The 14,820-nt window shown below is 73.3% G+C and carries 12 protein-coding genes; 10 read left to right on the forward strand and 2 right to left on the reverse strand.

Going from position 1 to position 14,820, the window contains the following annotated elements; translation table 11 throughout:
• The 4 genes from ppk2 to rpsD all read left to right on the forward strand — a co-directional run bounded on the left by ppk2 (window position 1) and on the right by rpsD (window position 4,061).
• Complete coding sequence (ppk2, locus tag AC067J_RS16980; RefSeq protein WP_478300101.1) at window positions 1-789, forward strand: polyphosphate kinase 2; 789 nt, start codon at window positions 1-3, stop codon at window positions 787-789.
• A 181-nt stretch (window positions 790-970) separates the two neighbouring features.
• Complete coding sequence (locus AC067J_RS16985) at window positions 971-1,579, forward strand: hypothetical protein (protein ID WP_478299866.1); 609 nt, start codon at window positions 971-973, stop codon at window positions 1,577-1,579.
• A 96-nt stretch (window positions 1,580-1,675) separates the two neighbouring features.
• Window positions 1,676-3,025: a replication-associated recombination protein A gene (locus AC067J_RS16990; protein ID WP_478299867.1), complete on the forward strand. Its 1,350-nt coding sequence runs from the start codon at window positions 1,676-1,678 to the stop codon at window positions 3,023-3,025.
• 421 nt (window positions 3,026-3,446) lie between these two features.
• Window positions 3,447-4,061, forward strand: coding sequence for a 30S ribosomal protein S4 (rpsD, locus tag AC067J_RS16995; RefSeq protein WP_063346792.1), 615 nt, complete (start codon window positions 3,447-3,449; stop codon window positions 4,059-4,061).
• Between the two features lie 104 nt (window positions 4,062-4,165).
• Here rpsD and AC067J_RS17000 read toward each other — a convergent pair whose 3' ends face one another.
• Window positions 4,166-4,459: a tetratricopeptide repeat protein gene (locus tag AC067J_RS17000; protein ID WP_478300103.1), complete on the reverse strand. Its 294-nt coding sequence runs from the start codon at window positions 4,457-4,459 to the stop codon at window positions 4,166-4,168.
• 174 nt (window positions 4,460-4,633) lie between these two features.
• Window positions 4,634-6,823 carry an ATP-binding protein gene (locus tag AC067J_RS17005; protein ID WP_478299869.1) on the reverse strand — a complete coding sequence of 730 codons (2,190 nt, stop codon included), beginning with the start codon at window positions 6,821-6,823 and terminating at the stop codon, window positions 4,634-4,636.
• Between the two features lie 227 nt (window positions 6,824-7,050).
• Between AC067J_RS17005 and AC067J_RS17010 the strand changes: the two genes are divergently transcribed.
• The 6 genes from AC067J_RS17010 (at window position 7,051) to mltG (AC067J_RS17035) (ending at window position 14,817) form a co-directional block, all read left to right on the forward strand.
• Window positions 7,051-7,527 carry a DUF948 domain-containing protein gene (locus AC067J_RS17010; RefSeq protein WP_478299871.1) on the forward strand — a complete coding sequence of 159 codons (477 nt, stop codon included), beginning with the start codon at window positions 7,051-7,053 and terminating at the stop codon, window positions 7,525-7,527.
• Between the two features lie 4 nt (window positions 7,528-7,531).
• On the forward strand, window positions 7,532-7,972 hold the full coding sequence (locus AC067J_RS17015; RefSeq protein WP_478299874.1) for a DUF6167 family protein: 441 nt from the start codon (window positions 7,532-7,534) through the stop codon (window positions 7,970-7,972).
• Window positions 7,972-10,641 carry an alanine--tRNA ligase gene (alaS, locus tag AC067J_RS17020; RefSeq protein ID WP_478299876.1) on the forward strand — a complete coding sequence of 890 codons (2,670 nt, stop codon included), beginning with the start codon at window positions 7,972-7,974 and terminating at the stop codon, window positions 10,639-10,641. The genes AC067J_RS17015 and alaS overlap by 1 nt, the downstream gene beginning before the upstream one ends.
• Window positions 10,641-11,126: a Holliday junction resolvase RuvX gene (ruvX, locus tag AC067J_RS17025; RefSeq protein WP_478299878.1), complete on the forward strand. Its 486-nt coding sequence runs from the start codon at window positions 10,641-10,643 to the stop codon at window positions 11,124-11,126. Before alaS ends, ruvX begins: the two co-directional genes overlap by 1 nt.
• 108 nt (window positions 11,127-11,234) lie before the next feature.
• Window positions 11,235-12,488 carry an endolytic transglycosylase MltG gene (mltG, locus tag AC067J_RS17030; RefSeq protein WP_478299880.1) on the forward strand — a complete coding sequence of 418 codons (1,254 nt, stop codon included), beginning with the start codon at window positions 11,235-11,237 and terminating at the stop codon, window positions 12,486-12,488.
• 358 nt (window positions 12,489-12,846) lie between these two features.
• Complete coding sequence (mltG, locus tag AC067J_RS17035; RefSeq protein ID WP_478299882.1) at window positions 12,847-14,817, forward strand: endolytic transglycosylase MltG; 1,971 nt, start codon at window positions 12,847-12,849, stop codon at window positions 14,815-14,817.
• The last annotated feature ends 3 nt before the right edge of the window (window positions 14,818-14,820 follow it).

The raw sequence follows: 14,820 nt of genomic DNA on the forward strand, positions 1-14,820 counted from the left end.
CTGGCGAGGAAGCCCTACGAGCGGGAGCTGCTCCGCCTCCAGCAGGAACTGGTCAAGCTCCAGGAGTGGGTGCGGGCCGAGGGCGCCCGGCTGGTGGTGGTCTTCGAGGGGCGGGACGCGGCCGGCAAGGGCGGGGCCATCAAGCGCGTGACGGAGTATCTGAACCCCCGCATCGCCCGGGTGGTCGCGCTGCCCACGCCCACCGAGCGCCAGCGCACCCAGTGGTACTTCCAGCGGTACGTCGAGCACCTGCCGGCCGCCGGGGAGATCGTGCTGTTCGACCGCAGCTGGTACAACCGGGCCGGGGTGGAGAAGGTGATGGGCTTCTGCACCGAGGAGGAGTACTGGCAGTTCCTGCACCAGTGCCCGACCTTCGAGCGGATGATCACCGAGTCCGGCGTGCTGCTGCGCAAGTACTGGTTCTCGGTGAGCGACACCGAGCAGGAACGGCGCTTCCGGGACCGGCTGGCGGACCCGATGAAGCGGTGGAAGCTCTCGCCGATGGACGTCGAGTCGGTCACCCGCTGGGAGGACTACTCGCGGGCCAAGGACGAGATGTTCCTCCACACCGACACCCCGGAGTCGCCCTGGCACGTGGTGGAGAGCGACGACAAGCGGCGCGCCCGGATCAACATGATCGCCCACCTGCTCTCCACCGTCCCCTACCGGGAGGTGAGCCCGCGGAAGATCGTGCTGCCGCCCCGGCCCGCCTCCCGCGGCTACCAGCGCCCCCCGCGCGACCTGCAGCGGTACGTGCCGGACCACGCGGCGGGCCTCGGCCGGGAGTGAGGCACGGGCGGGGGAGACGCCCCGCGCCCGAACCCGGCCGAGGGCACGGCGGGGGAGGTACCCCAACTCCTCCGAACGGCTGCGCGGCGTTGCCGGGCCCCCGCCCACGGCGTCCGATGGACGTGCTCGGGAAGGTGCGGGCGCCCGTCGCGGCGCCCGCCGGAGGTCAGGAGACCCGCCCATGTTCGTTCGCACGGTCTACGCCACCGGCGACCCGGCCGCCCTGGACCAGGCCCTCGACGGGCTCCGCGCCGAGGCGGTCGGGCTGCTCGCCCCGCAGCCCGGGTACCGGGGCTTCGGGCTGTTCGCCGACCGGGAGCTCGGCATCCTCACCCTGGGCTCCTGGTGGGAGAGCGCCGAGGCGGAACGGGACAGCGACGAGCGGCTGCGCGGCCGCCGCGCCGAACTGCTGGCGCCCTTCGCCGGGACGGTGACCACCGACGTCTGGCGGGCCGTGGTCGCCGCCCGGCCCGTCCAGGCCGCCCCGGGGGCCTGGTTCCGGCTGGCCCGGTTCGACTTCGACCGGGCGCAGGGCGACCGGATCGCCGCCGCCTTCCGCGAGCAGGCGCTGCCCGCCATGCAGCGGCTCGACGGGTTCCTCGGCGGCTCGATGCTGTTCAACGACGAGGACGAGCGCGGGTCGGTGGGCGGGCTCTTCGCGAGCCGGGCCGCCCTGGTGGCCTCCCGCGGCGCGGTCGCCGCGGCCCGGGCCCGGGCGGTGGCCGGCGGCGGGGTGACGCTGCGCTCGCTGGAGGAGTTCGAGGCGGTCGTGCTGGACCTGCCGCAGTAGCGGGAGGCGGGAGCGGCGGGCGTCCGGGCGGCGTCCCGGGGCGGGCCCGCCGTCCGGGCGGGCCGGGCTGTCGGCGTGCTCGCATAGGCTTCCGGTGTGGACGAACCGGACCTCTTCACCGCCGCCGCCGAGGAACGCCAGGCCAAGGAGCCCGGCCGGGCCCCGCTCGCCGTGCGGATGCGCCCGCGCACCCTCGACGAGGTGGCCGGCCAGCGCCAGCTGCTGAAGCCCGGCTCGCCGCTGCGCCGCCTGGTCGCCGGGTCGCGCGGCCCGGCCGCGACCAGCTCGGTGATCCTCTGGGGCCCGCCCGGGACGGGGAAGACCACCCTGGCGCACGTGATCAGCCAGGCCGTCGAGGGCCGCTTCGTCGAGCTGTCCGCGATCACCGCCGGGGTCAAGGAGGTCCGCGCGGTGATCGACGGTGCCCGCCGCGCCGTCGGCATGTCCGGCCGGGAGACGGTGCTCTTCCTGGACGAGATCCACCGCTTCTCCAAGGCCCAGCAGGACTCGCTGCTGCCCGCGGTGGAGAACCGCTGGGTCACCCTGATCGCCGCGACCACCGAGAACCCGTACTTCTCGGTGATCTCCCCGCTGCTCTCCCGCTCGCTGCTGCTCACCCTGGAGTCGCTGACCGACGACGACGTCCGGGCCCTGCTGCGCCGCGCGGTCGCCGACGAGCGCGGCCTGGAGGGCGCGGTGGAACTGACCGCGGAGGCCGAGGACCACCTGGTCCGGCTGGCCGGCGGGGACGCCCGGAAGGCGCTCACCACGCTGGAGGCCGCGGCCGGGGCGGCGCTGGAGAAGGGCGAGGCGAGCATCACGCTGGCCACCACCGAGACCGCCGTCAACCAGGCCGCCGTCCGCTACGACCGGGACGGCGACCAGCACTACGACGTGGCCAGCGCCCTGATCAAGTCGATCCGGGGCAGCGACGTGGACGCCACCCTGCACTACCTGGCCCGGATGATCGAGGCGGGCGAGGACCCGCGGTTCATCGCCCGCCGGCTGATGATCTCGGCCAGCGAGGACGTCGGCCTGGCCGATCCGACGGCGCTCCAGACGGCGGTGGCGGCGGCCCAGGCGGTGGCGCTGATCGGCTTCCCGGAGGCGCGGATCATCCTCTCCCAGGCGGCGATCGCGCTGGCGCTGGCGCCCAAGTCCAACGCCGCCTACCTGGCGATCGACGCGGCGCTGGCGGACGTCCGGCAGGGCCTGGCCGGTCCGGTGCCGCCACACCTGCGGGACGCGCACTACGGCGGCGCCGGCAAGCTGGGCCACGGCAAGGGCTACCAGTACCCGCACGACCTGCCCGAGGGCATCGCGACGCAGCAGTACGCGCCGGACGCGGTGCACGGCAAGGAGTACTACCAGCCGACCCGGCGCGGCGGCGAGGCCCGGTACGCGGACGTCGTGGAGTGGACCAGGGGCCGGCTCAGGGGCGAGTGATCCGCCGGGCCCCGGTCCGGTGCCCCGTACTCCGGTGCCCCGTAGTCCGGTGTCCCCGGGCTCCGGTGCTCCGGTCCCCGGCCCGTGGACGAGGGGCTGAACGGCTGCGGGTATACTCGTGCGAAGTGCCATGTCCCGGGACGGCGGACAGGGGGAGACCCCGACCGACCGGCCGCACCAGCGGGACACCGGCCAGGCCCTCCTCCGCGGGGGCCCAGGAGCGTTGCGCACCGTTTCGGTGTCGCGTGCAGCCCACTGACTCGCATCGGTGGGCCACTCGTGTGCAAGCACTTCCGTGCCCGGCTCCGGAGAGCGGCTGATCGCACTGCCTTTCGGGCGGTGGGGTTTTCTCCGGGTCGCGACGAGCAACCTCCGTCAACACCTGGTGAAGCCGTATTCGTAAGCAAGGAAGGTTTGGTTCATGGCGAACCAGAAGCGTCCCAAGGTCAAGATCGCGCGTGCGCTCGGCGTGCCGCTGACCCCGAAGTCCGTCAAGTACTTCGAGGCCCGCCCGTACCCGCCCGGCCAGCACGGCCGTGGTCGCAAGCAGAACTCGGACTACAAGGTCCGTCTGCTCGAGAAGCAGCGTCTGCGCGCCCAGTACGACCTGAGCGAGAAGCAGATGGCGCGCGCGTTCGACCGCGCGAAGAAGGCCGAGGGCAAGACCGGTGAGGCGCTCGTCGCCGAGCTGGAGACCCGCCTGGACTCCCTGGTGCTGCGTTCGGGCATTGCCCGCACCATCTACCAGGCCCGCCAGATGGTCGTCCACGGTCACATCGAGGTCAACGGCGGCAAGGTCAACAAGCCGTCGTACCAGATGAAGCCGGGCTTCGTGGTCACCGTCCGCGAGCGCAGCAAGGAGAAGGTCCCGTTCCAGGTCGCCCGTGAGGGTGGCTACGCGGGCGAGGGCCAGACCCCGAAGTACCTCGAGGTCAACCTGAAGGCCCTGGCCTTCCGCCTGGACCGCGCGCCGCAGCGCAAGGAGGTCCCGGTGATCTGCGACGAGCAGCTCGTCGTCGAGTACTACTCGCGCTGACCCGCGAGCGGTACGCCTGCCGTACCCAGCGAGCCCCCGTCGCCCTCGTGGCGGCGGGGGCTCGCCCCTTTTCCCGGTGCGGTGCCGGGGTCACCCCCGCCGGCTCAGTACTCCTCGCCGGTCATCGCGGCGACGAGCCGCAGGTGCGGGCGGGCCTCCTCGGCGCGGCCCTGGCGCTGCAGGGTGCGGCCGAGCATCAGCCGGGCGTAGTCCTCGGCCGGGTCGGCCTCCAGCACCCGGCGCAGCTCGGCCTCGGCCCGGGAGAGCTGGGCGGAGTGGAAGTAGCTGCGGGCGAGCAGCAGCCGGACCGAGAGGTTGGCCGGCTCCTCGGCGAGCACGCCCTCCAGCATCCGGGCGGCGTCGGTGTACGCCTTGGACTCGAAGTAGAACGTCGCCATGCGGTACTCGTCGGCGGTGTGGGTGGCCACGGGGTGCTCCTTCCGTACGGGCCGGGTGTCTCTGGCCGCTCCAGCAATGGACAAGTTTCAACTATTCCCGGTGCGGATCCCGGCGGGTCCGGGGCGGCCTTCGTCTGCTCGGTGCCGGGCGCCGGCTCGGTGCCGGGCGTCTGCTCAGCGCCAGACGGGGGACGGCTGCGGCGTCGGCGGCACCGGCCCGGGCCCGGCCCCGGGAGCCGGGCCGTCCGGGCGCTCCCCGCCGCCGAGCGCCCGGTGCACGGCCGCGTCCAGGTCGAGCCGGGCGCCGGTGGCGAAGAAGTCGGTGAACTCCTGCTCGGTCAGCCCCGCCCCGGCCCGCTCCGCGCAGGCCCGGTGCGGACCGTTGAAGGTCCGGGAGCCGAAGAACGGCTTGCCCACCGTCCGCCAGATCCGGTGCGCCGCGCCCTGCAGCACGCGGGCCTCCCGCAGGTCGCCGGGCTCGCCCGGGCCGGCCGGCTCCGTCTCCAGCAGCGCCAGCAGGTCGATCGCCAGCACGATCCCGAGCAGGTCGTTGAACAGGTGGTTGAGCCGCACGCTCTCCCGGGCCAGCGCCCGGGCCGGCCGCACCTCGCCGTCCAGCCAGTGCGCGTACGCGAGGGCGTACAGCGCGTACGCGTACGCCCACTGCTCGCCGTGCTCCTCGCACAGCTCGCGGACCTGCCCGAGCCAGAGCTCGCCGCTCTCCTGGTCGCCCTGGAAGAGGTGCGCGATGCCGAGCTCGAACATCGCCATCAGCACGTTGCTGTTCAGCTCGCCGATGGTCCGGTAGTGCCAGAGCGCCTCCTCGAACAGCTCGGCGGCGCGGGCCGGCTCGTCGCCGATCAGGGCCGCGCAGCCCTGCCGGTGCACGGCGTAGGCGAGCGCCCGGTCGTCGCCGGTGGCCAGCGCCTGGCGGCGGCACTCCTCCAGCGCCGGCCGGGCGGCGACCAGGTCCCCCTGGAGGGTGGCCATGTAGCCGGTCACCCAGAGCGCCTTGGCCCTGGCCTCGGTCGGCTCCTGGTCGAGCGCCAGCGCCCGGTCCAGCCAGTGCCGCCCCTCGCCGAGGTGGCCGCAGCCGACCCAGTAGAACCAGAGCGTGCCGGCCAGCAGCAGCGCGAGCTGCTCCTCGCCGGGTTCGGCGAGGCAGAACTCCAGCGCGGCCCGCAGGTTGGCGTGCACCAGCTCGGTGCGCGCGGCGGTCTCCGCCTGCCGGGGGCCGAACCACTCGACCTCGCCCCAGGTGGCCACGCCCAGGTACCAGTCGCGGTGCCGGCGCAGCAGTCGGTGCTCCTCGCCGGCCGCGCGCAGCCACTGCAGCCCGTACTCGCGGACGGTGTCCAGCAGCCGGAACCGGACATCGAAGGCGCAGTCCTCGCGCAGCACCACGGACTTGGCGACCAGCTCGGTCAGCAGGTCGAGCAGTTCGTCCGGGTCGACACCCTGACCGGCGCACACGTACTCGGCGGCGTCCAGGTCGAAACCCCCGGCGAAGACCGAGAGGCGGGCCCAGAGTAAACGTTCCTGCACTGTGCAGAGCTCGTGACTCCAGCCGATCGTCGTGCGCAGGGTCTGGTGGCGCGGCAGGGCCGTCCGGTCGCCCCCGGTCAACAGCCGGAACCGGTCGTCCAGCCGGGCGCTGATCTGCGCCACCGACAGCGCCCGCAGCCGCCCGGCGGCCAGCTCCACCGCCAGCGGGATGCCGTCCAGCCGCCGGCAGAGCTGGGCGATCACCTCCGCGCCCTCGGCCGTCACCTCGAAGGACGGCAGCACCGCCCGGGCCCGGTCCGTGAACAGCCGCACCGCGTCCGGCAGCACCCCCGGGCGCACCGGGCCGACCGGCAGCGGCGCCAGGGTCAGCAGGTGCTCGCCGGCCGTCCGCAGCGCCTCCCGGCTGGTGGTCAGCACCCGCAGGCCCGGCAGTGCCCGCAGCAGCGCCCGGACCAGCTCCGCGCAGGCCTCCGCGAGGTGCTCGCAGCCGTCCAGCACCAGCAGCAGCCGGCGGCCGGCCAGCTGCTCGGCCAGGACGTCCAGCGGCGGCCGGGCCGTGCCGTCGGTCAGCCGCAGCGCCTCCAGGACCGCGTGCCCGAGCAGCTGCCGGTCCTGCACGGGCGCGACCTCGACCAGCCAGGTGCCGTCCGGGAACGCGCCGGCCGCCCGGGCCGCCGCGCGCAGCGCCAGCCGGCTCTTGCCGACCCCGCCCGGGCCGGTCACCGTCACCAGCCGCTGCCCGGCCAGCAACCGGGCCAGCTCGGTCAGCTCCCGCTGCCGGCCGACGAAGCTGGTGACCTCCGCCGGGAGCCGCCCCGGCGCCGCCCCTCCGGGCTGCGGTGTGGATTCCCCGTCCAAGCGCTGCTCCCCGTGTCCCGGCCCGGGCCTGCGGTCCGGGCGTCCGTCGGGCCGCGTGGGTGGCGGCCTGCCTGGCAGAACGAGGTGACCGGCGGGTAGGTTACGCGCGCGGATCGCACACCCGACCGGATCGCCGGGCGGGACTGTCCGGATAACCCGGTCCGGAAACCTGTCGTGGTCGCGATAGGGTTCCCCTGGAGAACAGCAAGGCGAGGGAGCGCGTAAAAGTGTCCGTGGGAGAGCTGGCCGGTCTGCTCGTCGCCGTGTTCTGGGCGGTCCTGGTCACCCTGCTCGCGGTCGTCCTGGTCCGGCTCTCGCGGGTGCTCAAGGAGGCCACCGTCCTGGTCTCCGCCGTCACCGAGCAGGCTGTGCCGCTGCTGACCGACGCCGGCGCGGCCGTGCGCAGCGCCAACGAGCAGCTGGAGCGGGTGGACGAGATCACCGCCAACGTGCAGGACGCCGCCGCCAACGCCAACGCGCTCTCCTCCACCGTCGCGGCCACCCTGGGCGGGCCGCTGGTCAAGGTCGCGGCCTTCAGCTACGGCGTGCGCAAGGCCGTCGCCAAGCAGCAGGGCGGTCCGGTGCTGCCCACCCAGCCGTCCGAGCGCGAGGAGCTGGCCCGGTTGATCCGGGCCGAGGTTCGCGCGGCGACCGTGCAGAAGAGCGGCCTGCTCGCCCGGGTCCGGCGCGCGGTGAGGAGCTGACGGCATGGTGCGACGCATCTTCTGGATGGCGGTCGGCGCCGGCGCCACCGTGTGGGCCATGAACAAGGCCAACGAGGCGGTCCACCGGCTCACCCCCGACAGCATCTCCGGCACCGCCGCGCGCGGTGCGCTCAACCTGGGCGACGCCGCGAAGCGGTTCGCGCAGGACGTGAAGGCCGGCATGGCCGAGCGCGAGGAGCAGCTGCGCGAGGACCTCGGGCTGGACGGCACCGCCGTCGTGGAGCCCCGCCGCCGCCGGGTCCTGCGCGGCGAGCCCGAGTACCGAGCTATCTCGGCGGCGCCCGGCAGCCCGGCCGCCGCCCTGCCTCCGTCCAGCAGTGCCCGCGCATCGTCCGACGGTGCCCGCACAACCCCCCAAGCCATCGAAAAGACGCCCCGTCGTGCGCTTCCGCCGCGGGGCGGTACGAACCGGAAGGACCACTAATGGAGTCGGCTGAGATCCGCCGCCGCTGGCTGCGCTTCTTCGAGGAGCGCGGCCACACCGTCGTTCCGTCGGCGTCCCTGGTCGCCGACGACCCCACCCTGCTGCTGGTCAACGCCGGCATGGTGCCGTTCAAGCCGTACTTCCTGGGTGAGGTCAAGCCGCAGTTCTCGCGCGCCACCAGCGTGCAGAAGTGCGTCCGCACCCTGGACATCGAGGAGGTCGGGAAGACCACCCGGCACGGCTCCTTCTTCCAGATGTGCGGCAACTTCTCCTTCGGCGACTACTTCAAGGAAGGCGCCATCAAGTTCGCCTGGGAGCTGCTCACCAGCTCCGTCGCGGACGGCGGCTACGGCCTGGAGAAGGAGAAGCTCTGGATCACCGTCTACCAGGACGACGACGAGGCCGAGCAGATCTGGCGGGACGTCATCGGCGTCCCCTCGGAGCGCATCCAGCGCCTCGGCATGAAGGACAACTTCTGGTCGATGGGCGTCCCCGGCCCGTGCGGCCCGTGCTCGGAGATCAACTACGACCGCGGCCCCGCCTACGGCGAGGAGGGCGGCCCGGCCGTCAACGGCGAGCGCTACCTGGAGATCTGGAACCTGGTCTTCATGCAGTACGAGCGCGGCCACGGTGACGGCAAGGACGGTTTCGAGATCCTCGGCGACCTGCCGAGCAAGAACATCGACACCGGCCTCGGCCTGGAGCGCCTCGCCGCCATCCTGCAGGGCGTCGACAACCTCTTCGAGATCGACACCAGCCGGATGATCCTGGACCGGGCCGCCGAGCTGACCGGCCACACCTACGGCGCCGACCACAAGTCGGACGTCTCGCTGCGCGTGGTCACCGACCACATCCGCACCGCGCTGATGCTGATCGGCGACGGCGTCACCCCCGGCAACGAGGGCCGCGGCTACGTGCTGCGCCGCATCCTGCGCCGCGCCATCCGCAACATGCGCCTGCTGGGTGCCACCGGCGTGGTCGCCAAGGACCTCACCGACACCGCCATCAAGGCGATGGCCCCGCAGTACCCGGAGCTGGAGAGCGACCGCAAGCGCATCGAGACGGTCGTCACCGGCGAGGAGGCGGCCTTCCTGCAGACCCTGAAGGCCGGCACCAGCCTGCTGGACACCGCCGTCACCGAGACCAAGCAGGCCGGCGGCGCCGTCCTCTCCGGCGACCAGGCCTTCAAGCTGCACGACACCTACGGCTTCCCGATCGACCTCACCCTGGAGATGGCCGAGGAGCAGGGCCTCCAGGTCGACGAGGCCGGCTTCCGCCGCCTGATGCAGGAGCAGCGGGACCGCGCCAAGGCGGACGCCAAGGCGAAGAAGATGGGCCACGCCGACGTCGCCGCGTACCGCGAGGTCGCCGACGGCTCCGGCGCCAGCGTCTTCACCGGCTACACCCTCACCGAGGGCGAGGCCACCGTGGTCGGCCTGCTGGTCGACGGCGTGCCGTCGCCGGCCGCGTCCGAGGGCGACGAGGTCGAGATCATCCTCGACCGCACCCCGTTCTACGCCGAGGGCGGCGGCCAGCTCGCCGACCACGGCCGGCTCCGGCTGGACTCCGGCGCCGTCGTGGAGATCCGCGACGTGCAGCAGCCCGTCCCGGGTGTCATCGTGCACTCCGGCGGCGTGCTGTTCGGCGAGGTCGTGCTCGGCTCGTCCGCGTACGCCACGATCGACGTGGAGCGCCGCCGGGCGATCGCCCGGGCCCACTCGGCCACCCACCTGACCCACCAGGCGCTGCGCGACGCGCTCGGCCCGACGGCCGCCCAGGCCGGTTCGGAGAACGCGCCGGGCCGCTTCCGCTTCGACTTCGGCTCGCCCGCCGCCGTGCCCGGCAGCGTGCTGGTCGACGTCGAGCAGAAGATCAACGACGTGCTGACCCGCGAGCTGGAGGTCACCGCCGAGGTCATGACGATGGACCAGGCCCGCAAGGCCGGCGCCATCGCCATGTTCGGCGAGAAGTACGGCGACGAGGTCCGGGTCGTCACCATCGGTGACTTCTCCAAGGAGCTGTGCGGTGGCACGCACGTCGGCAACACCGCCCAGCTGGGCCTGGTGAAGCTGCTCGGCGAGTCCTCGATCGGCTCCGGCGTGCGCCGGGTCGAGGCGCTGGTCGGCGCCGACGCGTACCGCTTCCTGGCCCGCGAGCACACCGTGGTCGCCCAGCTCACCGAGCTGGTCAAGGGCCGCCCGGAGGAGCTGCCCGAGAAGATCTCCGGCATGCTCGCCAAGCTCAAGGACGCCGAGAAGGAGATCGAGCGCTTCCGCGCCGAGAAGGTGCTCGCGGCCGCCGCGGGTCTCGCCGACTCGGCCGAGGACGTGCGCGGCATCGCCGTGGTGGCCGCCCGGGTCGCCGACGGCACCGGCGCGGACGAGCTGCGCAAGCTGGTCCTGGACGTGCGCGGCCGGCTGGGCTCGCGTCCGGCCGTGGTCGCCGCCTTCACCGTCGCGAACGACCGCCCGCTGACCGTGATCGCCACCAACGAGGACGCGCGCGGGCGCGGCATCAAGGCCGGCGAGCTGGTCCGCACCGCCGCCAAGACCCTCGGCGGCGGCGGTGGCGGCAAGGACGACGTCGCCCAGGGCGGCGGCAGCAACCCGGCCGCGGTCGACGAGGCCATCGCCGCGGTGCGCGGCCTGGTCGCGGAGCGCGCCTCCTGATGGACGAGCAGGTCGAGGAACGGCCCTTCCGACGTGGACGGCGGATCGCCGTCGACGTCGGGGACGCCCGGATCGGGGTCGCGTCCTGCGACCCCGACGGGGTGCTCGCCACACCGGTCGAGACCGTCCCCGCCGGGGTGAAGTCGCAGGCCCGGATCGCCGCGATCGCCGAGGAGTACGGCGCGATCGAGGTGATCGTCGGGCTGCCGCGCTCGCTCAGCGGCAAGGAGGGCCCGGCGGCGGAGAAGGTCCGCGGGTACGCGGCCCGGCTGGCCAACCGGCTCTGGCCGGTGCCGGTGCGGCTGGTGGACGAGCGGATGTCGACCGTCACCGCGACCCACGGGCTGCGTGCCTCCGGGGTCAAGGCGAAGAAGGGCCGCTCGGTGGTCGACCAGGCGGCGGCCGTGGTGATCCTGCAGACGGCCCTTGAGTCCGAACGGGTGAGCGGACGCCCGCCCGGTGAGAGCGTCGAGGCGGCCGGCTGACCGGCCTGATCTAACGTCCCGGTGAGGGGCCCGTGCGGACGCGTCCGCACGGGCCCCTCTGCCGTTGCCGTCGTGCCGCTTTCCGCGCGGACCCGCAGAGGGGGCGCAGTGACCGACCTGGACTTCACGCCCGGACTCACCCCCGGCCATCTCGGTGCGCCGGCCGTCGAACCGGAGGGCCGCCCGCCGGGCGCGCACCGCCGGCGCCCCGAGCCGCCGGACCCGCACCGCCGGCGCAACGGGCTGGCCTGCCTGCTCACCGCGCTCTCGCTGATCGCGGTGTTCGGCGGGGCCGGGCTGGCAGGGTTCAGCTGGGTCCAGGGCCAGCGCAAGCCGCCGGCCGCCGCGGACTACGCGGGCGGCGGCTCCGGCTCGGTCCAGGTCTCGGTGCCGGAGGGCGCCGGGCTCAGCCAGATCGCCTCGGCCCTGGTGCGCAACGGCGTGGTCGCCAGCTCGATCGCCTTCACCCGGGCGGCCAAGGGCAGCGCGGCCGCCGCCGGGCGGATCCAGCCCGGCACCTACACGCTGCGGCAGAAGATGTCGGCGGCCGCCGCGCTGGCCGTGCTGGTCGACCCGTCCAACGCCAACGGCCTGACCATCCCCGAGGGGTGGCGGGGCAGCCAGATCTACGCGGCGATCGACCGCAAGCTCCAGCTGCCCGAGGGGAGCACCGAGAAGGCCGCGCAGGAGCAGGCCGCCGAGCTGGGCCTGCCGGAGTTCGCCAACGGCAGCCCCGAGGGCTACCTCTTCCCCGCGACGTACAGCGTGACCGAGGACACCACCGCGGTCGACCTGCTGAAGCAGATGGTCGAGCGGGCCGGCAAGGAGTTCGCCCGGGACGACGCGGAGGTCGTGGCGCAGAACCTCGGGCAGAGCCTGTACGGGCTGGTGACCATCGCGAGCATGATCCAGGGCGAGGCCGACAACACCGAGGACATGGGCAAGGTGTCCCGGGTCATCTACAACCGGCTTGCGAAGGGCATGCCGCTCCAGCTGGACTCGACGATCAACTACGCGCTCGGGCGGTCCACGCTGAACACCAGCGTCACCGACACGCGGCTCGACTCCCCGTACAACACCTACCGGCACACCGGGCTGCCGCCGACGCCGATCTCCAACCCGGGGCGGCAGGCGATCATGGCGGCGGTCGACCCGGTGGCGGGGGACTGGCTCTACTTCGTCACCGTGAAGCCCGGGGACACCCGGTTCACCGACAGCTTCGAGGTGCAGCAGAAGAACGTGGCGGAGTTCAACGCCACCCAGGTGTCGGCGAGCCCGTCGGCCTCCGCGTCCGAGTCCTCCTCGGCTTCGGCTCCGGCTTCGGCGGGCGCTTCGGCGCCGTCGGGGGAGGCCGGGCACTGACGGGCGGTCCGCGGGCGGCCCGGGGGGCGGTCTGCGGGCGGTCCGCGGCGGCCCCGGGGTGCCGGCCGGGTGGTGGGGCGGTGACGGTCCGGCGGTGGTCGGGTGATCGTCCGGCGGGGGTCCGGTGCGGGTCCGCCGGGCGGGCGGGGCGGCCGCCCCGCGGGCGTCGGCCCGCGGTGCACCGGCCGCGTACGGAGGGCCCGGCGGGCGACCGAGGGCCCGGCCGGGAGACCGTCTGCGGTACGGTAGCGTCTCCGTCCAGGTGTTGCGCTAGCACGCCGGTTCGAGAATCAGCCGGGACACCGTCCCGGACGGCCGGGCCGATCCTCCGGTCGTCTCCGTCGGTATAAGGGGATCAATGACCGATCTGGGTCGGGGCTACGGCCCCCAGGGCTCCGAGCCGTGGAATCCGGGCGATCCCGGGTACGGCGGTCAGCAGCCGGTCCCCGGCCAGCAGGACGGGCAGTGGCAGCAGCACCCCCAGCAGGCGCAGTACGGCGGCGGTGAGCAGGGCTACCCGCAGCAGCAGATGCAGCCCGGTATGGGCGGCCAGCAGCAGGGCATGGGCCAGCAGGGGATGGGCCAGGGCCAGCAGGGTTACCCGCAGCAGGAGCACCAGCAGGGGTACCCGCAGCAGGGTTTCCCGCAGGGGCAGCAGCAGTTCGGTGGCGGCCAGCAGGGCTACCCGCAGCAGCAGATGCCCCAGGGCATGCCGCAGCAGGGCTACCCGCAGCAGCAGGGGCAGCCCGGTATGGGCGGCCAGCAGCAGGGCATGGGCCAGCAGGGGATGGGCCAGGGCCAGCAGGGCTACCCGCAGCAGGAGCACCAGCAGGGGTACCCGCAGCAGGGTTTCCCGCAGGGGCAGCAGCAGTTCGGTGGCGGCCAGCAGGGTTACCCGCAGCAGCAGATGCCCCAGGGCGCGCCGCAGCAGCAGCCCGTGCCGCAGCAGGGCGGGGCACCGCAGGGCGGGGCACCGCAGGCCGGGTCGCGCCGGCAGAAGGCGCCCGCCGCCGCGCAGGCCTCAGGTCCGGGCCCGGACGGCATCGACTGGGAGGCCGAGGCCGCCGCGCTGGAAGCCGGCGCCGACCGGGCGGAGGCCGCGCCCGAGCACGCCGAGGACGAGTGGGACGGCCACGAGGAGGAGTACTCCGAGGGCGGCGAGGAGACCTTCGACGACCAGGACGGCTTCCTCGGCGAGGAGGACCAGTCCCGCGAGGCGAAGAAGAAGCGCAAGGAGAAGGGCAAGAAGTCCGGGCGCCGCAACGGCGGCGCCTGCCTGGTGGTCGCGCTGGTGCTGCTCGGCGCCATGGGCGGCGCCGGCTGGTGGGGCTACGGCTTCTACAAGGACAACTTCGGCCCGGCGCCGGACTTCGTCGGCCAGGGCAGCGGCTCGACGGCGGTGGAGATCAAGCAGGGCGCCGTGGGCTCGCAGATGGGCGCCGCGCTCAAGGCGGCCGGCGTGGTGAAGAGCGTCGAGGCCTTCACCAACGCGTGCGACAAGAACCCGAAGTGCACCACCATCCAGCCGGGCACCTACACCCTGCCCCGCGAGATGTCGGCCGAGGCCGCCGTCACCAGCCTCGTGGAGGCGAACGGCGGCGAGAAGCTGATCATCCAGGAGGGGCTGACGGCCGCCGCCACCTACGTCAAGATCGACGACAAGCTGAAGCTGCCCAAGGGCACCACGGCCGAGGTCGCCAAGGCCCAGGTCGGCAGCCTCGGCCTGCCCGCGTACGCCAACGGCAACATCGAGGGCTTCCTCTGGCCGGCCCGCTACTCGATCGCCGAGGGCATGAAGCCCGAGGACCTGCTCAAGCAGATGGTCAAGAACGCCGTCGACCGCTACGCCAGTCTGGACGCGGAGGCCCCCAAGATCGGCCTCAAGACCGGCTACGAGGTGGTCATCGAGGCGAGCATCCTCCAGGCCGAGGGCAACAACCCGCAGGACTTCGCCAAGATGGCCCGGACGATCCAGAACCGGCTGGCCGACAAGGGCAAGATCGACGGCAAGCTCGGCATGGACACCACGCTGCAGTACGCGCTGGGCCGCAAGGTGCTCGACAAGAAGGACATCAACGACGCCTCCAACAAGTACAACACCTACTACAACGCGGGCCTGCCGCCGGGGCCGATCTCCAACCCCGGCCAGGACGCGCTGAAGGCGACGCTGAACCCGGCGGAAGGCAAGTGGCTGTACTTCATCGCGATGTCGCCGGAGCTGACCCTGTTCGCCGACACGGACACCGAGCACGCGACCAACGTCGAGCAGTACTGCAAGCAGAACGGCCAGAAGTTCGACAAGGTGGCTGTCCACTGCACGACGAAGTGACGG

The sequence above is a fragment of the Kitasatospora sp. NPDC042419 genome (assembly GCF_056437345.1).

What these genes read in the sequence shown, in the direction of transcription:
- AC067J_RS16985 (WP_478299866.1), top strand. Translation starts at nt 971, where the DNA reads ATGTTCGTTCGCACGGTCTACGCCACCGGCGACCCGGCCGCCCTGGAC.
- rpsD (WP_063346792.1), top strand. Translation starts at nt 3,447, where the DNA reads ATGGCGAACCAGAAGCGTCCCAAGGTCAAGATCGCGCGTGCGCTCGGC.
- AC067J_RS17000 (WP_478300103.1), bottom strand. Translation starts at nt 4,459, where the DNA reads ATGGCGACGTTCTACTTCGAGTCCAAGGCGTACACCGACGCCGCCCGG.
- AC067J_RS17015 (WP_478299874.1), top strand. Translation starts at nt 7,532, where the DNA reads ATGGTGCGACGCATCTTCTGGATGGCGGTCGGCGCCGGCGCCACCGTG.
- alaS (WP_478299876.1), top strand. Translation starts at nt 7,972, where the DNA reads ATGGAGTCGGCTGAGATCCGCCGCCGCTGGCTGCGCTTCTTCGAGGAG.
- ruvX (WP_478299878.1), top strand. Translation starts at nt 10,641, where the DNA reads ATGGACGAGCAGGTCGAGGAACGGCCCTTCCGACGTGGACGGCGGATC.
- mltG (WP_478299882.1), top strand. Translation starts at nt 12,847, where the DNA reads ATGACCGATCTGGGTCGGGGCTACGGCCCCCAGGGCTCCGAGCCGTGG.